28 protein-coding genes are annotated in these 19,443 nt (G+C 51.0%); 12 read left to right on the top strand and 16 right to left on the bottom strand.

The genetic code is table 11. The features are described 5' to 3' along the window. Window positions 1-162 precede the first annotated feature (162 nt). Window positions 163-360, top strand: coding sequence for a ribbon-helix-helix domain-containing protein (locus ACM1PF_RS00830; RefSeq protein WP_416671571.1), 198 nt, complete (start codon window positions 163-165; stop codon window positions 358-360). Window positions 361-737: 377 nt separating this feature from the next. On the opposite strand, the gene ACM1PF_RS00825 is transcribed toward ACM1PF_RS00830, so the two are convergent. Genes ACM1PF_RS00825 through ACM1PF_RS00805 form a run of 5 tightly spaced genes read right to left on the bottom strand, consistent with a single transcriptional unit; the run spans window position 738 to window position 4,131 of the window. Then, window positions 738-2,366, bottom strand: coding sequence for a hypothetical protein (locus ACM1PF_RS00825; RefSeq protein WP_416671570.1), 1,629 nt, complete (start codon window positions 2,364-2,366; stop codon window positions 738-740). A gap of 10 nt (window positions 2,367-2,376) precedes the next feature. Further along, window positions 2,377-2,736, bottom strand: coding sequence for a hypothetical protein (locus tag ACM1PF_RS00820; RefSeq protein ID WP_416671569.1), 360 nt, complete (start codon window positions 2,734-2,736; stop codon window positions 2,377-2,379). Next, window positions 2,733-3,239, bottom strand: a complete 507-nt coding sequence (locus ACM1PF_RS00815) for a hypothetical protein (protein WP_416671567.1) — start codon at window positions 3,237-3,239, stop codon at window positions 2,733-2,735. Before ACM1PF_RS00815 ends, ACM1PF_RS00820 begins: the two co-directional genes overlap by 4 nt. Beyond that, window positions 3,236-3,577, bottom strand: coding sequence for a hypothetical protein (locus tag ACM1PF_RS00810; protein WP_416671566.1), 342 nt, complete (start codon window positions 3,575-3,577; stop codon window positions 3,236-3,238). The genes ACM1PF_RS00815 and ACM1PF_RS00810 overlap by 4 nt, the downstream gene beginning before the upstream one ends. Window positions 3,578-3,618: 41 nt before the next feature. Beyond that, entirely contained in the window at window positions 3,619-4,131 is a 513-nt protein-coding gene (locus ACM1PF_RS00805; protein ID WP_416671564.1) for a hypothetical protein, read from the bottom strand. A 160-nt stretch (window positions 4,132-4,291) separates the two neighbouring features. On the opposite strand from ACM1PF_RS00805, the gene ACM1PF_RS00800 reads away from it, so the two are divergent. Next, window positions 4,292-4,534 carry a hypothetical protein gene (locus ACM1PF_RS00800; RefSeq protein ID WP_416671563.1) on the top strand — a complete coding sequence of 81 codons (243 nt, stop codon included), beginning with the start codon at window positions 4,292-4,294 and terminating at the stop codon, window positions 4,532-4,534. Here the strand turns inward: ACM1PF_RS00800 and ACM1PF_RS00795 are convergent, their stop codons facing one another. Next, complete coding sequence (locus ACM1PF_RS00795; RefSeq protein ID WP_416671561.1) at window positions 4,535-4,696, bottom strand: hypothetical protein; 162 nt, start codon at window positions 4,694-4,696, stop codon at window positions 4,535-4,537. Between the two features lie 128 nt (window positions 4,697-4,824). Here ACM1PF_RS00795 and ACM1PF_RS00790 point away from each other — a divergent pair, with 128 nt between their 5' ends. Further along, on the top strand, window positions 4,825-5,280 hold the full coding sequence (locus ACM1PF_RS00790; RefSeq protein ID WP_416671559.1) for a hypothetical protein: 456 nt from the start codon (window positions 4,825-4,827) through the stop codon (window positions 5,278-5,280). Here ACM1PF_RS00790 and ACM1PF_RS00785 read toward each other — a convergent pair. From ACM1PF_RS00785 to ACM1PF_RS00755, 7 genes are all read right to left on the bottom strand, one after another. Then, on the bottom strand, window positions 5,277-5,990 hold the full coding sequence (locus tag ACM1PF_RS00785) for a D-Ala-D-Ala carboxypeptidase family metallohydrolase (protein ID WP_416671556.1): 714 nt from the start codon (window positions 5,988-5,990) through the stop codon (window positions 5,277-5,279). The genes ACM1PF_RS00790 and ACM1PF_RS00785 overlap by 4 nt on opposite strands. 21 nt (window positions 5,991-6,011) lie before the next feature. Next, window positions 6,012-6,683 carry a hypothetical protein gene (locus tag ACM1PF_RS00780; RefSeq protein WP_416671554.1) on the bottom strand — a complete coding sequence of 224 codons (672 nt, stop codon included), beginning with the start codon at window positions 6,681-6,683 and terminating at the stop codon, window positions 6,012-6,014. Window positions 6,684-6,735: 52 nt separating this feature from the next. Next, window positions 6,736-6,975, bottom strand: a complete 240-nt coding sequence (locus ACM1PF_RS00775; protein WP_416671552.1) for a hypothetical protein — start codon at window positions 6,973-6,975, stop codon at window positions 6,736-6,738. Next, complete coding sequence (locus ACM1PF_RS00770; RefSeq protein ID WP_416671551.1) at window positions 6,972-7,313, bottom strand: hypothetical protein; 342 nt, start codon at window positions 7,311-7,313, stop codon at window positions 6,972-6,974. The genes ACM1PF_RS00775 and ACM1PF_RS00770 overlap by 4 nt, the downstream gene beginning before the upstream one ends. Beyond that, window positions 7,267-7,572, bottom strand: a complete 306-nt coding sequence (locus tag ACM1PF_RS00765) for a hypothetical protein (RefSeq protein ID WP_416671549.1) — start codon at window positions 7,570-7,572, stop codon at window positions 7,267-7,269. Before ACM1PF_RS00765 ends, ACM1PF_RS00770 begins: the two co-directional genes overlap by 47 nt. Window position 7,573: 1 nt before the next feature. After that, a complete protein-coding gene (locus tag ACM1PF_RS00760) occupies window positions 7,574-8,155 on the bottom strand; it encodes a hypothetical protein (protein WP_416671548.1) in 582 nt (193 codons plus the stop codon). Between the two features lie 74 nt (window positions 8,156-8,229). After that, on the bottom strand, window positions 8,230-8,583 hold the full coding sequence (locus tag ACM1PF_RS00755; RefSeq protein ID WP_416671546.1) for a hypothetical protein: 354 nt from the start codon (window positions 8,581-8,583) through the stop codon (window positions 8,230-8,232). A gap of 170 nt (window positions 8,584-8,753) precedes the next feature. On the opposite strand from ACM1PF_RS00755, the gene ACM1PF_RS00750 reads away from it, so the two are divergent. From ACM1PF_RS00750 to ACM1PF_RS00710, 9 genes are all read left to right on the top strand, one after another. Continuing rightward, window positions 8,754-9,563, top strand: a complete 810-nt coding sequence (locus tag ACM1PF_RS00750; protein ID WP_416671545.1) for a hypothetical protein — start codon at window positions 8,754-8,756, stop codon at window positions 9,561-9,563. Then, on the top strand, window positions 9,563-9,760 hold the full coding sequence (locus ACM1PF_RS00745; protein WP_416671542.1) for a hypothetical protein: 198 nt from the start codon (window positions 9,563-9,565) through the stop codon (window positions 9,758-9,760). Before ACM1PF_RS00750 ends, ACM1PF_RS00745 begins: the two co-directional genes overlap by 1 nt. After that, complete coding sequence (locus ACM1PF_RS00740) at window positions 9,757-11,568, top strand: hypothetical protein (protein ID WP_416671540.1); 1,812 nt, start codon at window positions 9,757-9,759, stop codon at window positions 11,566-11,568. Before ACM1PF_RS00745 ends, ACM1PF_RS00740 begins: the two co-directional genes overlap by 4 nt. Next, on the top strand, window positions 11,568-13,106 hold the full coding sequence (locus tag ACM1PF_RS00735; RefSeq protein WP_416671539.1) for a hypothetical protein: 1,539 nt from the start codon (window positions 11,568-11,570) through the stop codon (window positions 13,104-13,106). The genes ACM1PF_RS00740 and ACM1PF_RS00735 overlap by 1 nt, the downstream gene beginning before the upstream one ends. Window positions 13,107-13,108: 2 nt before the next feature. After that, complete coding sequence (locus tag ACM1PF_RS00730) at window positions 13,109-13,732, top strand: hypothetical protein (protein WP_416671537.1); 624 nt, start codon at window positions 13,109-13,111, stop codon at window positions 13,730-13,732. Further along, window positions 13,729-14,247 (top strand): hypothetical protein, encoded by a 519-nt coding sequence (locus ACM1PF_RS00725; protein WP_416671536.1) that lies wholly within the window; start codon window positions 13,729-13,731, stop codon window positions 14,245-14,247. The genes ACM1PF_RS00730 and ACM1PF_RS00725 overlap by 4 nt, the downstream gene beginning before the upstream one ends. A gap of 423 nt (window positions 14,248-14,670) precedes the next feature. Continuing rightward, window positions 14,671-15,825 (top strand): Arm DNA-binding domain-containing protein, encoded by a 1,155-nt coding sequence (locus ACM1PF_RS00720; protein WP_416671534.1) that lies wholly within the window; start codon window positions 14,671-14,673, stop codon window positions 15,823-15,825. A gap of 31 nt (window positions 15,826-15,856) precedes the next feature. Beyond that, a complete protein-coding gene (locus ACM1PF_RS00715) occupies window positions 15,857-16,021 on the top strand; it encodes a hypothetical protein (protein ID WP_416671532.1) in 165 nt (54 codons plus the stop codon). Window positions 16,022-16,620: 599 nt separating this feature from the next. Continuing rightward, window positions 16,621-16,923, top strand: a complete 303-nt coding sequence (locus ACM1PF_RS00710) for a hypothetical protein (RefSeq protein ID WP_416671529.1) — start codon at window positions 16,621-16,623, stop codon at window positions 16,921-16,923. A gap of 72 nt (window positions 16,924-16,995) precedes the next feature. Here the strand turns inward: ACM1PF_RS00710 and ACM1PF_RS00705 are convergent, their stop codons facing one another. Genes ACM1PF_RS00705 through ACM1PF_RS00695 form a run of 3 tightly spaced genes read right to left on the bottom strand, consistent with a single transcriptional unit; the run spans window position 16,996 to window position 19,149 of the window. Further along, window positions 16,996-17,421 carry a hypothetical protein gene (locus tag ACM1PF_RS00705; protein ID WP_416671527.1) on the bottom strand — a complete coding sequence of 142 codons (426 nt, stop codon included), beginning with the start codon at window positions 17,419-17,421 and terminating at the stop codon, window positions 16,996-16,998. Between the two features lie 31 nt (window positions 17,422-17,452). Further along, on the bottom strand, window positions 17,453-17,992 hold the full coding sequence (locus ACM1PF_RS00700; protein WP_416671526.1) for a hypothetical protein: 540 nt from the start codon (window positions 17,990-17,992) through the stop codon (window positions 17,453-17,455). A 29-nt stretch (window positions 17,993-18,021) separates the two neighbouring features. Continuing rightward, on the bottom strand, window positions 18,022-19,149 hold the full coding sequence (locus ACM1PF_RS00695) for a hypothetical protein (RefSeq protein ID WP_416671524.1): 1,128 nt from the start codon (window positions 19,147-19,149) through the stop codon (window positions 18,022-18,024). Between the last annotated feature and the right edge of the window lie 294 nt (window positions 19,150-19,443).

The raw sequence follows: 19,443 nt of genomic DNA, 5'->3' as shown, positions 1-19,443 counted from the left end.
TTGAACTAAAGGCAGTCTCTTACTTAGCGGTGAGGACTGCTTTTTAGCTTTCTGCAATCATAAATCGTTTACGATACACAAAACAGATATTTACATTTTTTTGCGTATAAAATTAGTGCATACTATGCGGATAAAATCAGGGGACTGGCATTATGGAGGGAAATGATGGGGAGAAAAACAAAGTACGACGAACTCACCCAGAAGGTGAATCTCTCGCTAACCAAAACAGCGATCACGAGTCTCGATCGCCTGGCGGAGAGGATGGGGGTCAGCCGTTCCGAGTTGGTCGAACAGTTCGCAAGGGGATTGATCGAGGACAACTCCGACAGCGTGTTGACGGAAAAACTCTCGGCTATCTGATAAATTCACTTGCCCGTCAGATAGCCAGATATAGGGAAGAATCTCAGAGGAATTTAGAAATCGCTAACGAATTGGAGTCTGAAAAGAACGGATTAGAAGAAGTCCTGAGAGAGTGGCAAGAGAGTAGTAAGTCTTTAGATTCAGAGTTAGGGTCAGACTCAAGGAACTGACAGTCCAGCGTTTTAGCGTTGGGCTTTTACGTTTAAAGCTTATGTTTCATTCTCCTAACAGTTAGACCGGGAATTTATTCCTGGTCTTTTTGCTTTTTTGGGCTGGTAGAGGATTGGTAGAGGATCCTCTACCAGTAGAGGGTCAGTAGAGGATTTTGGTAGAACCCTCTACCGATTGCCCTGTATACGGTAGAGGGTCAGTAGAGGTTAAGCCTGATTTGCCTCCATATACCAGCAAACCGCCTCGCCGTCGCCCTCCAGGAATCCTCTACCCGTTGCCGCAAGCTCTTTCAAAAAACCGCGAACCTGGGCAGGTGAAAAGTCTTTTAGCTCCTTTGTATAAAACACATAGTTTTTAACCCATTTGGCATCGATCCAAACCCCAAACATTTCCTTTTGGACGTACTTATCGAGGATTGCCCTGGCTGGGGGAGATAGCTGCTCTGTTGGGTCAGCTTTCAGCAGTGATTCGAGCGATCGGATCTGCTCCTGTCGCTTTGTGTCCTCAGCCGAAAACCAATCAGCAATTTGCTCCTCTGTGGGGAGAGAATCGATCGGGTCTGGTTGGGGAGAGTCCTCCTCCCAGTTGTCGCGGTTGCAGAACGACCAGGCGATCGGCGGGGCTGCTTTCTCTTCCTTGCCATAGTCGGGCAGTTGGCAGAGCTGCCAGTCTCCCCCAAAGTTGTGCAGGCAAACAAACCACTGTTTGGGAGCATTCTGGGTGAAGCCCTTATATCGCTCTGCTAACCCATCTCGGATTTGTTTATCACTGATGAGCGTCTTTGTGCCCGTGCCAAACAGAACCCCCTCCAATGCTTCAGCGTTCAGGTGGGATGCGAGGATCAGCGTTTTGATGGAGTATTGCAACTGGGTATTGAGTCCGATGTCTGTCACCAGGGGGGAATGGCTGGTGAGGAAAGAATTCACCCGCTTGGATGGACCTTGAGTGACAATCCTTGCGGTCTGGTAGTTGACGAGGTTGGATGCCTTCTTTAGCTTCTGGTCTGCCTCTGGGTTATCCTTCAGGCTCCCAGCAGCTCCCAGTAAATTGTTGTGCTCATCCGAGAATAGAATCGTGGGCAAACCCTCTCCATTTCGACGCTCCACCAGGTTTGCATAGACAGACAGCCGATCGCACACTTCAGGGACGGCGGAGACGCTGCCACTGAAGATGTAGTCCTGGGGCGATTTTTCCAACCCACAGAACTTTTCGCCATACTTGCCAGCAAACACCTTGAAATCGACCAAGCCTTGAGTTTTATGGTGAATGCGGCGAATGGTGGCCCGTTGCAGGGCACTCTTCCCCGTTCGCCTGGGGGCGGCTGCGAGAACAGACCCACCGCTTTCAGAGTCCAACAGGCAGTTGGCCGCCAGCTCTGCCACGTCTACTACTGGGAGGGAAGTCGCAGCGGGGAGGGCATCGCGGGGGGGCTGTCCTGTGAGCAAGGACATCGCCCCGGTCATCTGCACCATGCTGGAATTCATCTGCTCTTGCAGCTCTGCCAGGGTGAGATTGCCGCTGATCTGGCGAATCATGGCAGCGTTGCAGGCTTTCAGCGTGTTGTACGCGCTTACCGTATCTTCCACCTCTGCCAGCCATCCCATATGGCGAGTGACTGATAGAGCGGTCACATCTTTAGAAACGGATCTGGACAGGGGATAGGCAACGGCTAACGACACTCCAGCCCCCAGGTAGCTCCACCCCGCTGCTCGATTGCCCCAGCGCAATCCCACTGGGGCGATCGTGAGGGCAGCCCCCGCCGAAACAGAGGCGAGATACCAGAAGGCTTTGGTTTTCAGGGCATTGATGGCAACCAGGCGGAGACTATTCAGCATTAATTCCTCCTCAGTTCAAACAAAAGTGTCCACGAACGGTTTCCAGCCCAAACCCAACGGCGGTGGCAACCAGTAGAGCCAATAGGACAAAGACAACTCGCGCTTCAGAGGCTCCGATCGGAGGTCTACCCGCCTGGGCATTCCCCCACATTGAGAGGAAGGCAAACAGCAGCACAATTCCCCAGATTGCCCACAGCCCCCAGATCACGATTTTGGTGAACTGGAACGCACACAGGAGATAGCCGTGCATGATGCTGGCCCATAGCCCTGCAATGGCGTAGACCACCAGCTTAGGAGGGGCAAAGTCAAACTTCTGCACCAACTGTTCGTTATCCTGCGATCGCACTTCGGACTGATTGAAGAAATTCATCGATCGCCCCCTCCCCTCGATTGCAGTTTCGATCGCGCTTCATTGGCCCGCTGCTGAATTTGCTGAATTCGGCTCTGAGTGCCTGCCTGAATCAGCCCGATCTGAGCCTGGGTTTGTGCCCCGATCGTTTGCACACCAGAGGCGTATTTAGCCGCGATCACCGCTTGCTGGCTGCCCTGTTTGGCAATGATGAGGGCCTTGTTGGCCAGCTCATTGGTCGTGCCAACCCGCCATTGGGCCCAATCCTGGGTTCTTTGGGTGTCGAGCTGTTGGTGTCTGAGGTTGAGTTGCAAAAACTTAGCCCAGTTTTTTGTCCACTTCTGCTCTCGTTTCAGTTGCTCCTCTGCCTGCTTCACCTCCCCATCTTCAATATTCCGATACTTGGTAACAGGCTTTGCCGTGCTGACAATATCGGTTTGTTGGGCTGCGTTCATTAATTCGTTCGCAGTTCCGGTATCACGGCTGGATTGATTGCCTTGAAATAGTCCTACGATTCCTGTCATAGCTCGCCCTCCCAGGGAACACCCCACAAAATCCGATCGAGTTCTGGGTCTGTCCCCAGCAAGTTGCCTGAGACTGAGGGAGAGTCGAACTCCAAGAAATCTGGCTCTGAGGGTAAGACATTCTCATTAGGCAGCAGAGCCGCCAGGTCGTCCACCACGCCTGAGATTAGATCCCAGTCCTCATCCGATCGCTCTAACACGGACAAGGGATCTTTTGATTCCCTAACAAAGATTCGCCCCAGAGCATTAGCGCGATCGTCATCAATGCCCAGGTTGGTGAATTGGGAGGAGAACCGCTCGAACTCATCATCGGGTTCTAAAAGTGCAATTCCAGTCATAAAGCATCCTCAAAAAATCAGGGTTTGTTGCACCGTGCCACTCAGCGAATCACCTCCCGATATGCCCCTGCAACCTTGCGAGAGACGAGATGCTTTACCTCAGCGGCCAATTCGTTGCCAAACGCCTCAGCCTCGGACAACACCTTGCTGCGAATGTTCTGTTTGAAAGTGTCCAGGCGTTCCCAGTTTTGGTCAGTAGTGGTGTCGAGGGCTGCGGTGTCCACGGTGCGGAGCTGCACGGGCACCAGGTCGATCGGCTGGGGAGCGGAGAGAACCTCAGTTTGCAACACGATACGACCACCCCCCCGACTTTCCTCCTCCAAATGGAACGGGTTCGCAGGTGAGAGGGTGGTCTGTTCTTCGACGGGGGGCAGCGGTTCACCTTTGGCATACATGACCACCAGGGGCACGTATTTATCGTGGTAAAAGTGCTGCTTGCCTTGACGGAAGGTAATCGGTCGTTGCAGATGGGCTTCGACTGCGGATTTGTAATTCAAAACCTGACGAGCAGAGACACAAAGCTCTGTCGCCAAATCCTCTGTGGTTTTTGGCATGACAAATTTCTGAGAAGGTTCGTAGAAGTTTCTCGGAAGGCTTCGGGGAAGCCTATGACAAAAGACTATAGCACAATTGATTCAGCAGTGAATCATCTGTGAATCAATTGTGCTAACTTGATGCTCTAGTGAATCAATACAGATAGGATTGGATGGATGTATGGCTTTCCCCGAAATGGCTCGATTCTCTGTCTCTTTACCCGACTGGTACTATCGAAAGTTGCTGCTATGGGCAAAACTCAAGGGCACAAATCGGGCTACTTTAAGTTCAAACATTATCCAATCTCGTATTGAAGCAAATTGGAATGAGATAGAGAGAGAGTTAGAAGCCATTGCCAAATATCAGGGCAAAACGCTAGATGAATTGACTACTGAGTGGCTATCTGATGACCTCAGCGAGTGATCACCACCCTGTCTGGTAGCCCGATCGCTTCATCATTTCAAATAGGTCATCCGCTGAAAGTTTCGAGTACGTCGGAGTTAGCAATAGTGCAGCGATACATTGCACCAACGCTAGCTCCGTCTCTGTTTTGTCGGGCTTGTTCATCAATTCAGTGAAGCGCATAGTCAGTCCCCGATCGTGTTTCCAGTGTAGAGAGGAAATCTAAAAATCCTGGGAAAAGGGAATTCTAAAAAAAGACTGCCCCTTGACATAGGCAGTCTGAAAAATAGGTAATAAGGTGCAAGAATTCAATGAAATATCCTAAGTGGTTTCCTTACCCCAGCGCGTGGCTGAAGGCAATTAGTTTGCTGATTTACTTGGGTTTTTGCATACGGATAACGCTGTTTTGGGGAGTGATGGGAAGTGGATTCTCCCTCAGCATTATTCCGGCTGCTCTGGGCTTAGTATGCCCATTTCTCTTGATTGCAGTTGCCCATCACATTCTATTAGGTAAAGAAATCGCCCCCCATTGGCTCCCCAGATGGGCAAGCTGGAAAACTGCCCTGAATGCGTTCATCGTTAGCCTGATTTCCGTTGGGGTTGCAGTGGCGATCGTCCTCCCCCTGGCGTTGACTGAGCCAGCCTACTTCAGCATTCAGACCCAGACCCACTGGTACACCGTAATTTCCATCACCGTTGCAGCCTACCTCTACCACTACGATGCCTGGGTCAGGCAGCGCCGGCTCCGTCGTAAACTTGGGGTTTAGTCATACCAGCGAGCGTTCCACCCTCTGGCATCGAGGTGGCAAATTTCATTATGGGCATACTTGCCCAACCCACCACGCCACCAGGGGTTAAACGCCTGATACATTGCCCAGGGACTCCAATCGCCAATATAAAAATCGATCGCATCCCCCACAATATGCCGGCTCTGGCTGGCTCCCCCCACAGCCCGGTTAATGTGAGGTGGTCTAAACCAGCTCGTGATCCGGAAGGGTAGACCAATGCGATCGCGGGCTTCCTGGGCCGCCTCTGCGATGCGAATAATGCCAGCAACCTCAGTCTGGGTCTGAGGCAGTCGAGACAACCCGTGCGTTGCCTCGTACCAGAAGAAATTTTTACTTCTACCGATCGGCTGATTGGCGTAAAACGTCTGACCCGCCGCTGTAAAGCTTTTACCCAGCGTTGCTTCCCGGAATTGCGGGTTAAAGCTAATCGTCGGTTGAGCTTCTGGCTGACGAGGGATAGCTTCAATGATTTGAACGTGGGGAATGTAAGCCCACCAGGTATTTCGCCCGTTGATGAACTCGCCGGCGAAGGCAACCCGCACATGGTTACTCACCCGATCGAGGGCATGGGAATGAAGCTTAAACTCACGCCCTGCAAGGATAGTAGCCTTCTGAGCATCCTTCAACGTAGAAGACTGCACCGGCTGCTGTTTTAGCACCGTATCACTCAAAATCTTTAGAACAGTCATTAGTCCACCTTTTAATAAAATTCAGCCATCTAAGCGATACTTGCCCCCCAGCTTCCGTCTGTCTGGTTTGAGCGGCTGCAAAACGTGGTCAGGATAGATGCCCCCCTTCTCCGATCGCGTGTAGCCCTCTAGCCACTTCACCCAGTCAATCCCCTGAATCACGGCTTCCCAGTCCTGGGGCGACTTATAGGAGAAATACGATCGGTTATCAACGCTCGTGGCGAGGCGAAGGGCAACCTTTCTGATGATGCGGAGGGCGTAAGCATTGCCCATCCATGGCCCAGATGCCCCCTGTAAATCGCAAGCCAGCAGATTAAGCCTGCGAGTATCCAAAGCCTGGTAAGGTCTACCCTTTGAATCAACGCGGTTCGTAGGATAGAGCCAGCCCGTAACCCAGTAGTGGGTTGCTTCGATATGGGACTGGCTTTGGAGCTGAGATTCCAAATCTCTGGCGAGACCTCTGAACTCAGGTTCGAGGCGATCGCCGTTGCGACTTGCCCCTCCCAGCTCCTCAGCCAACTGGGACTTACTGAGCAGGATAATGAAGAACGTTCCCCGTCCGTCAAGGTGTCGAACTCGCCAGTAGTCCACGCATCCAGGGATCCGGGTATCGTCCAGGCGTTGCAGGGCACAGCGATCGGAGTAGTATTCTTCAATGATTCGTCGTTGGTTAAGTTGCGGGGATCCAAGCAATCCCTGCACCCATCGCACGAATCGCTTAACCCATCGGTGTACCTTTCGCACATTATTTCAGCCATCCCACCAGATTTTTTGGATCAATCTGCACCCCTAATCCCACCCCACACAGCACCAATACGGGCATCCAAACCGTCGCGGGAACCTCTCTCCCTTTGCGCTCGTAACTCACACACTGGAACGCCAGAAACACCGCACACAGCAGCGAAAACGCATAGGCGGCTACCTTGCCTTGATGCACAGCCCCCGAATGGCTGGGAGAGTCCCCTTTCTCATCGTCAGAATTCATAGCAGCTCCTCAATCCGCACCGACCAGTCACCATCCGCCACCGTTCGCCGCCGCAGGGGAAATTTAGCAATTCCGAGATAGCGAATCACCATCCCCGCGTCAAGCAACTCAGCAGGAATGGGCATCTCTAAAATCACGCTTTCAGACTTGGGGTAGAGCCGTTGAGAAACCCCAACATCGCCAGCGTAAAAGTATTGACGAACCCTGGCGTAGTACCAGACCCGGTTCAAATTTCCTTGAAACGTGAAGCGGAAAACGGATGCGGCTGTGGGCTGATCGTAGAGCTGCCAGTTAAACGTCGCTGGGGTAATCGTCCCCAGTGTCCTCCAGGTCAGCATAGTAACCCTCTATCTCATCTTCATCGCCAAAGGCATCCCAATAACAGTCCGTTTGATCAGATTCCTGAAGCCGTTGAGCGTATTCGCCCCCCTCCAGGTAGTCATCTAATTCTCTGAAGGAAACTGGCTCCAGTAGCCCAGAGCCAGATCGCGCCACAAATGCGTATTCCCCAGAGTTCCGCGCTGCCACTTCTCGCCAGTTGGGAGGCGGAGAAGCCAGCGTCCGATCGAATTCAGGATCACCGGGAAGAATCAGCATATTAGTCGATTATCCCGCCCACAGCATTCCAGCCAGCCGGTAGATCGACATCAGGGTCAAAGAAGGTGCTAACCGTGCCCCCAGCAATCACCTTTTGGGCCCGAGGTGGCTTCGGTGTAGAACCAAACACCAGATCAAACGGATCTTCCGTAGCGGTAACGTCCCGAACCCCCAATACAGTTCGTTCACCGCCGATCGCGTTGTAGGTGGTCAGGGGCATTCTCCAGGCATACTGAATCACGACAGAGCCAACGCTAAGGCGAACATAGACCGCCTTTGTAAAGGCTCCACCGCGGCCGGTGGAAGCCCGTGCAGGCTTAACAATTCTCCAGCCATTAGCGATCGCGTTAGCGCGAGCGTCATGGCTTACAAAGCTGGACGTAGAGCGTCCTGTGTCTCGAACTCGCCGCATCCGACCAGGCTTAGGACTGTTTGCCCCCCAAACAACGCCTTCAGACAATGCCCCTGTAATCGGAGCATGTCCCAGCACTTGTTGTTCTGCGTTATCGAGGGAAGTGTAAAACCCATACCCAAAGTTGGTTCGTTGCGAAGGTTTAACCGATACCCGTTTACGTTCTGCCATTGCTTAAAATCATCCTAGTTAGTAGTAAGGGGGTGTAAAAACCCCCTGAATTTCCATGCCAAACCAAGCGTCCGTTAGATTTGCAGAGCCGTCACCACGCTCTTATCCAGGGGAATGGCGAGAGAGACGGTATAGGTGAAGGTAGAGGCGTACTCACCCGTCGTGGCGTTGCGAATCGGAGCCGATGCAGTGGGGTTGGGGTAAGACCGCAGATCAGGATCAGGGGATTGGTTGTATTCCACCTGGGCCGCAGCGCAAGCATCCAGGAACTTAGTGATGAATTCACCGATTTTTTCATCATCTAAATCTACAGAAGCCTCGCCCATCACAGCTTTCATCGAAATTCTCACATCGTTGTTCGCCAGGTCTTCGATGATTGAGTTTGCCGGCAGCTTTGCTAATACATTTGCAGGAGATAAATCAGCCATAGTTGAAAAAGCTCAGTAATAACCTTGTGTAAAACTACACTTCCCAAATGTTTGGGATGGCTCACAGGGGGGAAAAATGACTAAGAATGCACTGATAAATCCATAGGGTTCTTAAACCGATTTGCATCTATAAGCCCCCTCCATAAAGTTTTTGTAAAGTTTTACAACCCATGCCAAACCAAGCGATCTACAGCCGTTCAGCCAACATTCTTAAACGGTTCTCCTCTCAATCTGGCAACACCATGATCCTTCTCTACGAGCCATCGGCGGTCACGCCCTGGGACTTGGTGGCAACCACGCGCTACTACGGCTTTGTGTCCGACTTCCGCCTCAAGGTTCAGATCAGCTCCATTGCTGAATCCCAGATCCCCAACCTGGATATCACCTCCTCCAGGGCAGAGCGATTAGCAGCCGTCCGAAACATGGAATGGAACAGCCCCCGCAAGGAATTTCAGCTATTTCTAGAGACCTCCACTCAGTCATCAGTCCATGTGGCCAGCATCAGCCTATTGAATCGTCAGCCGTACTATCACATCAACTTGCTGCCCTACTTCACCGATAACGGGATTTTGAACATTTCAAGCGACTGTCGCATCCTGGGGAGAATCGTGAATGCTGGATGGGGACTGCTACAGTCCAACGATGAGGTTGTCTGCTTTGGCAGCGTTAAAGAGGAAGTGACCACCCTGCCAGAGAATGAGCGCACGATCCAGTATTGCCAGCCCCATAGCTGGACGATCGGAACTACGTCTCTACAAATCCTGCCCAGCAACCCCAACCGGCTCCAAACCACCCTGGTTAACCGCTCCACCACCGCTACGGTTTTTATCAATTACGGCAATACCGCTGTAGCCGGACAGGGCATCGCTTTGTTACCTGGTGGGAGTTATGAGATCAATTTGACCAACCCCTACGAGGGAGTCATCAGCGCGATCGCCACCGCATCGGGAACCCTACTCGCTGGCTTGGAGTGTGTCTAATGTTTGCATTCAAACAATGGCTGATGATTGAACAGGAAAACCAGGTCAGGCAACAGCTTTATGGCTCCATCATCCAGCCCCATCGATGGCAGCGGGGCCAGGCTGAGGAAGAGGCGTTGCAGGTTGCCCACGATCGCTGGCAACCCCAGGAAAGTTACTGGCTTCTCCAGCCCACAATGGGGGGATTGCTGCCATGAGCTTCCGTCGAACGCCCCCGCCTGATGTTGCTTCACCGGAAATCCTCAACGGTTCCCCCGGCAATCGAGCCTTGAAATACGGTAATGATCGCCGTCCAGGTTCTCAAAATTTTGCTCGTCCGGTGGGGGCAATGGGCCCAGCTCAATGGGCCCTGGATATAGGCGATCAATTGACTGGCAGAGCCAGCATCCCACGCGAGGATCACATCATCCCTGATTGGATGGAGCCAATTGGGGGCAGTGGGTTCTACATCTCTCCTAATGAAGCAGTAGACCCAACTGATTGCAGCCGGTTTGCCAATAGTCCCTACTGTGGGGGCAGTGGATTTGACCCGATCGCCGCTTCCAATGCTTCACCGATCGGCATCACCCCCACGTTTGCCACAAACCCAGACCTTTCAGAATTCTGTGTCTCAACCGGAATGAGCCTGTTTGGGGTCTCCACGCCCCAGCTTGATGTCTGCTACCGTGCGCCCTGGGCCCGTCCCCGGCAACCGGATCCACCCGTGCCGGATCTACCGGATGACCCAGGGCGTGAATCCGTCTGGGTTCCGGCTGACTCCAGGAACTTTGCCCCCGGCTGCGTTTACTTCTACACCGTCAGCTTTGTTCATGTGCGGAGAGAAGATGGCTCGATCGAGTGGATTGAGCGAAATCCCATGAGAGTCTCTGGACGACCGATCGGACTGCGAGCTTTCCGTTTCCCCGGCTCCACAACCTGGGAAGCAGCGACCTATCGCCAAACCCCGCAAGGACTATCTCTGGCGAACTATTTGCTGTGGGGTGCAACGATTCAGGGGAATTACACCCCAGAGCAGCGGGCCGCAATTGCTGCATCTATTCCCCCGCCTCGGATTTCCTCAATCTGGATATCTGAAGAGGAAGCAGACCAGCGGGCCTGCATCATAGAAGACCCCCGCCCCATCCCACCACCACCACCCACCGGAGACGACGATATGAGCTGCTGTGCTGAAAATGAAGAGTTATTGCGCCTGATCGCCCGTCGCCTGGGGACTGATTCCTATCCGGTTCAAACCCCAAAATGGTTGATGGTTGATGATGAGTCAGAGGAAACTCACGAGTCGTTAACTGAATTAACTGCCTGGTTCGTCAAGCAGATGGATGGACTATTTGGACAGTTCCCAATTGATATCACCATAGAGGATATTGACCCGCTAACGGAGGGCAATCAGGAGCAACAAGTTAAGCTTCCTAATTTGGCTGAGACTTTAGCAGAATTGTACGGGCTTACTGTTAAGAACAGCGTCAATAGTGATATTGCAATTAACTTTTTGACCCGCCTTGCCAGCGAGGTAATTTCTACTAAAAACGCTGCCATTGTCACCCAGGATTATGCACGGGCTAACGCATCCTTTTTAGGGTATCGCGGGAATCCAAAGGCGAGAGAGATTGATTATGCGTTTGACCCGGAAGGTGTAGAGAGTTTAGATAAAATTTTGCGGGAATCTAAAAAGAAGGTAATCGGCTGGCAAAACGATGATAAAGAATCGGTTGTAGACTTCCTTCAGAAAATTATGTTTTCCGCTGGAATCATTAAAGCGGTATTCATGCGGAGACGTGACCAGGCAGAAGACTTGATTAGTGAAATCGCAGACCTAACCGATCCAAACAGCCCGGAAAGACAGCAGCAACAGGAACGATGGCGAGAATTTATCAATGAACTGAATAACCCTGAAAGTGGATTTAACCGAGATTCGTTTACATTTCCGGTTGTCACCGACTATTCCCTATCTCAGGAAGAGAACTTCCCCACAAACCCCAACAACACCACACAGGGGAATGGATAATGGCTGGGATTACAATTGCTGCCAATAATTTAATCAGCCGTGCCACTCGTAGCGGCCTTGTGCAGAACGGAGTCAGGAAAATCAATCTCAGGAACCTGTCTCAATCCCAGGAGAGTGGGGGGATTATTAACAGAATCCTCAACCTGGGGGGGCGATTACTGGGCTTTCTATCTGCGATCGTGGGGGGAGTATCCTTTTCTGTGTCCGCCGTGTTTGGCTGGCTGATTGCCCGGTGGCAACAGGTCTGGAACTTCAACTGGAATGCTACAGACGAACAACTACTGGCCGCAATCTCAGCCCAAAATATTGGCATCGCCGCCGCCTGGGGGGGGGCGTTTGGGGGAACGTTTGGCTGGCTCTCTACCATCGCCGTTGGCTATGGTATCGCCTACATCTGCCCAGTGATTGGGGGAGCGGCCCTGGCAAAGGCGATCGCATCCAACGTCCTCCCAGAGGCATTGGAGGAGATTGGTAGTTACTTTCAGAGCGCGGTTCGCGTCACCCTTGGCTCACTAGCAAACCGGGCTGTGATTAACGCTTACATGGGGACAAGGCGATTCTTAAAGAATGCGCCTGAATCAATGTTGAGAACAGTATTCGGAGAAGAAACAGCCAAATTTATTAAGCATTATTGGGGGAATGAGGGAGAACCAAATATCTCCTTTGCTGAACAGTTTGAGAATGCACTGGAAGAACTCCCTCCCACCGCTCAGGCATTCTGGGAAGAATTTTTTGATGAGGCGTGGGATAGCTTCACCGAGGCAGGTTATCTAATCGCGTCTGAGTTCGATTCAGCCATTGCCCAGGCGAAGGCAGGAAACAAGCTGGCCGCTGGACAAGAGCGCGTCGTTACCATCCAGCCCGATAGTCGGGTTGAGGGTGAGGTGGCAACCTTTGCCGGGGCAGAGGAAGAGGTACAAACCGAGATCCAAACCTACCTCAACAGCTATCGCACAATTCAGAACCGCGATGTAGGGCAAATTGTGGGGGCCCCAGAAACCGATTGGGTCAGAGCTAAGACCCAGCGCCGTAAACTCACTATCATCTTTAAGAGCGTTGAACGCCCTCCCTTCTATCGCCGGGAAGGCCCAATCAAATCAGCCACCTATGCCATCCCTGACCCCAAACCCAACCTGAGCTGGAACCAAATCAAGCGGGCTGCCAAGTTCTACACCTGGGGCAAATTTAGAGCCACAGCAAACCTCGATAACGGCCGTCAGATGGCGGTCTATGGAGCTACTCCCCAAGAGGCAGAGCTGAAGCTCAAAGACCTCTTAGACCTCTCTACCGCTGAACTGGTAACGTTGAGCGTATCTGAGGAAAAGGAACGAGACCCACGCTTAAGGAAGTCCCCCACAATGCTCTACCCTGCAACCGGCTCTATGCTGATTCGCATTCCCTCACGCGATCGGGAAGGGCGAGTCGATATTGACGGGAACACCTGGGATGAGCAGAGCATCCGTTTTGATCTCTGGACTGACGAGGAGCCAGAGGAGTTTGAGATCGTTCGTCAACTGTCACCGTTAGCAGGAATTTAATTATGCCAATCAGCAACCCTCCACCAATTCCACCACAGCTTGAAACTTCTGCCTTTGGACGATCGCTTATCACACAGCCAAATGGTGCTTCAGTCTTACCGATGTTAGGGTTTGCCACCATTCCCACTGACACGAATTCACAAAACCCTGAAGTCATCATCAACGATGCTAAAAATGGGTTTGATTACAAGCCACGATTTTTTCACGCTAAAGGACTTAGAGGATCTGACCAAGCAATTCCAAATAATGTTGTAACTCCAATCAATTGGAGTGAAACAGCTCATCACCCTCTGGTGAGTAGTGAACTATTCATGTTAAACGTTTCTACACCTGCTAGAATCACCATTCGCCACGATGGAATTTATTTAATTGTTGCCCAGGTATACTGGCAGGACAACAGCAATGGGACAGCGAGACTTGCCCGAATTAATCGCACATCAGGAAGCACTACGACACGATTGGCAGAATCTAGACTACCGGCAATGATTGCGCCAGCTTTATGCTGTGCTGCGATTCATCGCTGTTTCAATGGTGATTTTATTGAATTGGCAGCCTTTCAAAATAGCGGTGCTTCTTTATCAATTACATCTGGCACAAGCCTTGCTGTTTCTCAACTATTCCTATGATTGTTTTTGAATCAGAAACCCCAACAAACATCAATCAACTTTATGACGAGTTGATCGCCCAAATTCCTGCCATTCGCCCTACAGATGAATGGCAACCCTTAGTGATTCAGGGAAACAGTAACTTTGTGCAAATTTCAACTCAAACTGAGTTACCCTCTGAAATCGTCAGCCAAATTCAAACCACTGCTCAGGCTCACACGCCCCAACCGCCTCGACCCGCTGCCCAGTGGGATGCCTTCTACCAGGCTCATCAAATGCTGTTGCTCGGACTGATTGGGCAATCCCAGAATACGACGATCGCCACCGCTCTCATGACGTTGTTCGGTAGACGACGCGATCCAGACTTCTCCAGAGAAACCGGCGATCTGGTTGCCTTCTGGAATTTATCGATCGCATCCCTCCTGAATGCCCCCACAATTGCCACCCTACAGCAGGGCATCCAAACCTACCACTTACCCCTCACCCTCTCCTCAGAGGGAACGCTGACGGCAAATGCGGGCATCCTACAGGGGTAACTCTCTGTTGCAGTGAAAGAGTTTACGAGTCGATCGGTTTACCAGGGTGAGCCGATCGATTTTCGGTAAAAAGTGCATTTTCTCTACTCAGATTTTTTCTAATCAATCAGCAGTTTTAAGCAAGCTTTAAGCAAGGGCTTTGGCATAATGGCTGAATTCCTTTTCTGTTGAGGATTCTGTTTTTATGTGCATAGGTCTGAAAATCCTCGTGTCGGCGGTTCAAGTCCGCCTCCTGGCATTCAAAGCAAATCAAGAAAAGCTACGGCTAGCAAGGGTTTTAGCTTACCCAAGATTTCCTTGCCGGAGATCTTGGGTCAATTTTTTGGGGGCTTTTGGGGGACTTTGGGGCAAAAACTGGTGGAAAACTGGTGGAAGTGGTGGAGGTGCTATAACGTAACTAGCCACTAGGAAAAGGAGAGGACGATGTTCTCCAGAACGCCTACGGGTCGAGCCTCCAAAGGTTCTGTCTCTATCATCAACACCCACGATCGCCTCCAGCTTCGCTTCAGCTATGGTGGCAAGCGTCACTATGTAACGCTGGGACTGCCTGATACCGTTGCCAATCGAAAACTGGCTGAATTGAAAGCAGCGGAAATCGAAAAGGATATCCTTTACGAGCGGCTTGATCCCACCCTCGAAAAGTACAAACCCCAATCTGCTCTCAGTACAGTTACACCCACTACACCTACTACCAAAGCCAAGCCGCAGTTAGACGAGCTTTGGGCAAAGTACAGCGAGTTTAAGAAGCCCCAGATCAGTCCTAGCACCTATGTCAAGGACTACATCAAGTGCCGTAACCACATTAACCGCCTGCCCGCTCGTTCTTTGAATGACGCTTTGCTGATCCGCGACTACCTACTCGAAAATCTCACGCTGGATGCGGCAAAACGCTGCCTGAATTACTTGAAAGCCTGCTGCAACTGGGCAGTAGAAGATGGGCTAATTGATACGAATCCTTTCGTCAGCATGAAGATCAAGGCTCCCAAAGGCTTGAGTGAAGATGAGGATATCAATCCCTTTACCAAAGAGGAACGCGATCGCATTATTCAGGCGTTTGAGACCGATCGCTACTATCGCCATTACACCAACTACGTTCGGTTCCTGTTTTTTACAGGATGCCGCCCTTCAGAGGCGATTGCCCTCAAGTGGAAACACATCACCAGCAGTGCCGTTAAGTTTCGAGAATCAGTGGTGATTTCTGAGGATGGCTTAGTTCGGAAGGAAGGGTTGAAGACCCAGAAAAGGCGTGACTTTCCGATCTCACCAGAACTCCAAGCCATCCTCGACACTATCAAACCTGCCCAAGTCAACCCCGATGCCTCTCTCTTTAAAAGTCCGAGAGGGAAATTCCTCGACCAGCATAATTTCTTGAATCGGGCTTGGAAGGCAATTTTGAAGAAATGTGGGATTGAGTATCGCAAGAGCTATCAGACCCGCCATACCTTCATCAGCCTTTGTATTGAAGCAGGAATCAACAGCACAGCGATCGGTCGATGGACTGGCACGAGTGCGAAGATGATTGACAAGCACTATGGGGCAACGAACTTCACGAATCTGAGACCACCTGACCTCTCCTGATAGAATCATCTACTGGTAGGGAAAGGGAGCAGTGCTTCCTTTCTCGCTGTCCTGCAATGGGGGTGCAACGGACGAAGATTTCAGTGAACAAACCGGAATCTTCGAGGACTACATCAGCAATCGGCTACCCAAAGTCAGTTCAGAGCAGATTGCGAGAGCCTTATCTGAAATTCAACATTGGCAGCGACGTTCATAGTCAACTTATTAAGGGGCGATCGTTCTCCTTAGTAGTTCTCCTAGCTGTAGGCTGTAGCTTTGCGTTCGCTCCAATAGCTAATCAATCACTCGCCCTACTGCAATTGCTCGGACTGGTGTGAATTCCGGAAACTATGACTCTATTGGTGATCGTGAGAACCGAGATCAAAGGATAAATTTGGTTAGAAATAATTCTGGCTGGTTAGAAATAAGCAACCAGAACAAGCTCTGGTACAAGAACCTTCTTAATTGATAGAGCTTTCGGTTCAAAAACTTAACCCTCAACGAGTTGACGTTGCGATAGTTGATTGATACCATCTTTCTATAACCAAATGGATTAAATTTTAACCAATTTTATCCACTTTAAAAATAAGCTGTAGTTCTTAGATTCAAGGTTAGTGCCAAGAGCTGTGAGAGTAAGGATAAATTGTCAAGCTAGTGCCAAAAAATTAAGCAGGTTGCATTCTATCAGTTTGTAGAAAAGGAATAGAGACAGTCAATTTAGTTTTATTACAGAGCACGAGCAAGCTACAGGCTAAATCTCATTAATTTTTTGCTGCGCTCAACTGACAGAAATTAAGCAACTGAAACAGAGGCTTTATGCGTCCATCTAATCAATCGGCAGGACATTCATCACAAAGTCGTGAGCCATTTCACTTTGTCAAGAAGCGGGAGATTTCAAAGCTAACAGGTCTCTCTGGAGACACCCTCAAGAAATATCGCCTTTCAGGAATCCTATGCGAAGATATTCATTGGATTAGAGTCAATTCCAAAGTTGTTCTCTACAACGTTCCCTTGATTATGGATTGGCTTCAGAATATCAATGATCCACAAGCACATCACAGAGCGATCGAAGCTTATCAAGCCATGCTGCTCTCCAACAAGAAAGTACGCCGTAGCTGACACTCATCAATTCAGGTTGGCAGATGGACGGGAACCAATCGCTATTTCTCAAAGGGATATATTCAAGCGGATTTACTCTACTTCCATTCCAGGTTTCCGTTGAGTTGATTTCCCATCGGGAACACTACGTGAACGCCCCTGAGTCTTCTGCACTCCCTGAACCTTCTCCAATCGCTGCACCGCCTTCATCACAGTCGATCGCACATACTGGCTCATGGGTGCTAAGGGCACTTTGTTGACATGCACCTGATGCTGTAAATAGGGACTCTGATGCAGGATACCTACCACTTCTTTCGGTGAGTATCCTGCCTTCAGTGCGGTCAGTGCAACGGTGTCATCCAGCTTAATGGCTGCCCAATCATTCTGGGCAAAGCGTTGGTAGAGGGCAGAGTAATCGAGGTTCGCTTCACCGATGACGCGCCGTGCCTGCTCCAGGTACTGCTGTCGGGCGTGCTTGCCTGCTTCGTTTTCGGGTTCTTTCGGTTTTGCTGCTGCCATAGACTAGTTCTGTCAAAGAATTCGTTCCGACTTATGCGGCAATGGTGGCATCATCCAGTAGGGTTCCCAGCAGGGCATCCTCATCAAAGTCTACCCCTTCGCTGTCGTCCAGATCACTGCCTGTTGGTATCCGTCCGGGCGGTGTCCCGGCTGACTCTGCGGCTGCCCCGCTCACCAGCTTGCCACTCGCTGCCAACTGCTGAACGGTTTCTGTCACCGCCTGAGTGACGGCTTGGCGGATCTCTTGTTTGAGGTCCATTGCAGCCGCAGTAGGAGAGGCGATCTCAAAGGTATCGCTGATCAAGATCATCTGACGGTTCAACAGCTCGATCGACTCACGGGCGATCGCCTTGAGTTCTTCCTCACTCAGTTGTCCTTGTTCTTGATAGGCGAACGGCTTCCAGAAGGCACTGATGGCATCGATCCCCTTGTGTTTGCCCTCGCGGCTGCGGGCCCGTTCGTTCTTGATCAGATATTGGAAAAGCACGCCCGTGGGAGAATCGACATCGGCATTGTAGGCAAACTGAATCCGTTGACGTTCCTCTTTGGGCGGCTGGGGTTTACGAGGCATCTATCCTGGCTCCTTACAATACAAAACAACTACACCGCAATCTGACTCGACTTGCCCATCAATCCCTGAAACAAGCCGTAACCATCTGCCATGCGTAGCGGCAACGTGGGGTTGAAATTGGCTTCTGGCAGTTGGCTGACCACCTCTGCGAGCCGTTCCTGCATTTGGTCAGCAAAGTAGACTTGTTGGCCCAGTCCCAACTGCTCAAAGTACTGATGAATCGTTTGCCGCAGCACCGAGGCAGCCCCACCACTGACGATAATATCAACCGAACGCTCAGCAAGCTGCTTGAGCAGATTATCTTGCAGGTAGATGCTGACCGCCTGCCAATAGGTCTGCCGGACTGCCTCAGCCATTGGGGCAAAGTCATAGAGTCCCGCTCGCACCTGAGAAATTTGCTGCGTCTGTCCGGTTGTAAGAGCAGCGAGCAGTGCTGGGTAGTCGGCAGGAGTGACCCCGACTGAGCGCGCCGCTTTCTCAAAGGCAGACCAAAAACCAGGACCATCAGAATTTGACAACGCGGTCTTGAGGGAGCCGCCCTCGAAGCAAAGAATCGAAAGATTGCGGTGCCCCATCATGGCAATGAGAGTGCGTCGCTGCTCGATGGCAAGACCGATCGTATCTAGCTGTTTCTTGCGATTGAGATACAGCCCAAAGCCTTCTGGAAAAAACTTGAGCGAGAGCTTAACTTGTTGTGATTGTCCTCGGAAGACAAAGCCTTGTTCGGCGATCGTCCTCAGCCTGGTGGCAATCTCCTCCCGGGTTCTAATCTCGGTGAGGGGGAGGGGGACCCAGATAACCGCGTCATAGGAGCTAGGCAGCTTCTCGTTTTCTGCAATTATGCCCAATGCCGCTGCGAGTTTGTAGGCTGCTTTTTCGGCTTTGTTGGCTGTCAGGCTATTGGCATCTAGAAACATCTTGGCTACTTCTCCAATCAAGACAACCTGTTGCTCCAACTGTAACCAAGCGCTGTCTTGAGGACGACCACCCGTGTTGAGGTTAGGTAGCACCGCTGTCGTTAAACCGTCTGCAACTTCTGCACCCATCCAGAGGGGAGTCGTTTGTCCTGACGTGAGGCGATAGAAGAATTTGGACGCGGAGGTTCCGAGGTCGGCAGTGAGGGAAACCAGAGGTGGAGCGGTTGCGATCGAGTTCATGAGGTTACCTGGAGTGCTACACCGTCTATCTTATTCCCATTTAGCCGAATTGGTTAAGTAGGGTTATTAAATTTAATTAAATGGTTAGTAATGGACAAGGACTGTTAGGTTAAATTGAATGATAGGCTTGAATGTTTCAAAGGAAACTCCTGTGTGCTACGCCTCTTTGAGGCTTCGCAGAGGTTCAGACATTACGCCAGGTTTGGCAACAAAAGGTTCGTAAACTCCCCATGGCAATGGGTTTAACGATTTTTATTCCAGTTATTCAGGGTTTCTCAGTGCATCTACCGTCGC

It is taken from the genome of Egbenema bharatensis FJBBOT/2019 (genome assembly GCF_048077055.1).
Taxonomy (GTDB): domain Bacteria; phylum Cyanobacteriota; class Cyanobacteriia; order Elainellales; family Elainellaceae; genus Egbenema; species Egbenema bharatensis.
The sequence above is the reverse complement of the archived record's forward strand: the minus strand, read 5'-3'. Positions and strand labels throughout refer to the sequence as shown.

What these genes read in the sequence shown, in the direction of transcription:
- ACM1PF_RS00830 (WP_416671571.1), top strand. Translation starts at nt 163, where the DNA reads ATGATGGGGAGAAAAACAAAGTACGACGAACTCACCCAGAAGGTGAAT.
- ACM1PF_RS00825 (WP_416671570.1), bottom strand. Translation starts at nt 2,366, where the DNA reads ATGCTGAATAGTCTCCGCCTGGTTGCCATCAATGCCCTGAAAACCAAA.
- ACM1PF_RS00820 (WP_416671569.1), bottom strand. Translation starts at nt 2,736, where the DNA reads ATGAATTTCTTCAATCAGTCCGAAGTGCGATCGCAGGATAACGAACAG.
- ACM1PF_RS00815 (WP_416671567.1), bottom strand. Translation starts at nt 3,239, where the DNA reads ATGACAGGAATCGTAGGACTATTTCAAGGCAATCAATCCAGCCGTGAT.
- ACM1PF_RS00810 (WP_416671566.1), bottom strand. Translation starts at nt 3,577, where the DNA reads ATGACTGGAATTGCACTTTTAGAACCCGATGATGAGTTCGAGCGGTTC.
- ACM1PF_RS00805 (WP_416671564.1), bottom strand. Translation starts at nt 4,131, where the DNA reads ATGCCAAAAACCACAGAGGATTTGGCGACAGAGCTTTGTGTCTCTGCT.
- ACM1PF_RS00800 (WP_416671563.1), top strand. Translation starts at nt 4,292, where the DNA reads ATGGCTTTCCCCGAAATGGCTCGATTCTCTGTCTCTTTACCCGACTGG.
- ACM1PF_RS00795 (WP_416671561.1), bottom strand. Translation starts at nt 4,696, where the DNA reads ATGCGCTTCACTGAATTGATGAACAAGCCCGACAAAACAGAGACGGAG.
- ACM1PF_RS00790 (WP_416671559.1), top strand. Translation starts at nt 4,825, where the DNA reads ATGAAATATCCTAAGTGGTTTCCTTACCCCAGCGCGTGGCTGAAGGCA.
- ACM1PF_RS00785 (WP_416671556.1), bottom strand. Translation starts at nt 5,990, where the DNA reads ATGACTGTTCTAAAGATTTTGAGTGATACGGTGCTAAAACAGCAGCCG.
- ACM1PF_RS00775 (WP_416671552.1), bottom strand. Translation starts at nt 6,975, where the DNA reads ATGAATTCTGACGATGAGAAAGGGGACTCTCCCAGCCATTCGGGGGCT.
- ACM1PF_RS00770 (WP_416671551.1), bottom strand. Translation starts at nt 7,313, where the DNA reads ATGCTGACCTGGAGGACACTGGGGACGATTACCCCAGCGACGTTTAAC.
- ACM1PF_RS00765 (WP_416671549.1), bottom strand. Translation starts at nt 7,572, where the DNA reads ATGCTGATTCTTCCCGGTGATCCTGAATTCGATCGGACGCTGGCTTCT.
- ACM1PF_RS00760 (WP_416671548.1), bottom strand. Translation starts at nt 8,155, where the DNA reads ATGGCAGAACGTAAACGGGTATCGGTTAAACCTTCGCAACGAACCAAC.
- ACM1PF_RS00755 (WP_416671546.1), bottom strand. Translation starts at nt 8,583, where the DNA reads ATGGCTGATTTATCTCCTGCAAATGTATTAGCAAAGCTGCCGGCAAAC.
- ACM1PF_RS00750 (WP_416671545.1), top strand. Translation starts at nt 8,754, where the DNA reads ATGCCAAACCAAGCGATCTACAGCCGTTCAGCCAACATTCTTAAACGG.
- ACM1PF_RS00745 (WP_416671542.1), top strand. Translation starts at nt 9,563, where the DNA reads ATGTTTGCATTCAAACAATGGCTGATGATTGAACAGGAAAACCAGGTC.
- ACM1PF_RS00740 (WP_416671540.1), top strand. Translation starts at nt 9,757, where the DNA reads ATGAGCTTCCGTCGAACGCCCCCGCCTGATGTTGCTTCACCGGAAATC.
- ACM1PF_RS00735 (WP_416671539.1), top strand. Translation starts at nt 11,568, where the DNA reads ATGGCTGGGATTACAATTGCTGCCAATAATTTAATCAGCCGTGCCACT.
- ACM1PF_RS00730 (WP_416671537.1), top strand. Translation starts at nt 13,109, where the DNA reads ATGCCAATCAGCAACCCTCCACCAATTCCACCACAGCTTGAAACTTCT.
- ACM1PF_RS00725 (WP_416671536.1), top strand. Translation starts at nt 13,729, where the DNA reads ATGATTGTTTTTGAATCAGAAACCCCAACAAACATCAATCAACTTTAT.
- ACM1PF_RS00720 (WP_416671534.1), top strand. Translation starts at nt 14,671, where the DNA reads ATGTTCTCCAGAACGCCTACGGGTCGAGCCTCCAAAGGTTCTGTCTCT.
- ACM1PF_RS00710 (WP_416671529.1), top strand. Translation starts at nt 16,621, where the DNA reads ATGCGTCCATCTAATCAATCGGCAGGACATTCATCACAAAGTCGTGAG.
- ACM1PF_RS00705 (WP_416671527.1), bottom strand. Translation starts at nt 17,421, where the DNA reads ATGGCAGCAGCAAAACCGAAAGAACCCGAAAACGAAGCAGGCAAGCAC.
- ACM1PF_RS00700 (WP_416671526.1), bottom strand. Translation starts at nt 17,992, where the DNA reads ATGCCTCGTAAACCCCAGCCGCCCAAAGAGGAACGTCAACGGATTCAG.
- ACM1PF_RS00695 (WP_416671524.1), bottom strand. Translation starts at nt 19,149, where the DNA reads ATGAACTCGATCGCAACCGCTCCACCTCTGGTTTCCCTCACTGCCGAC.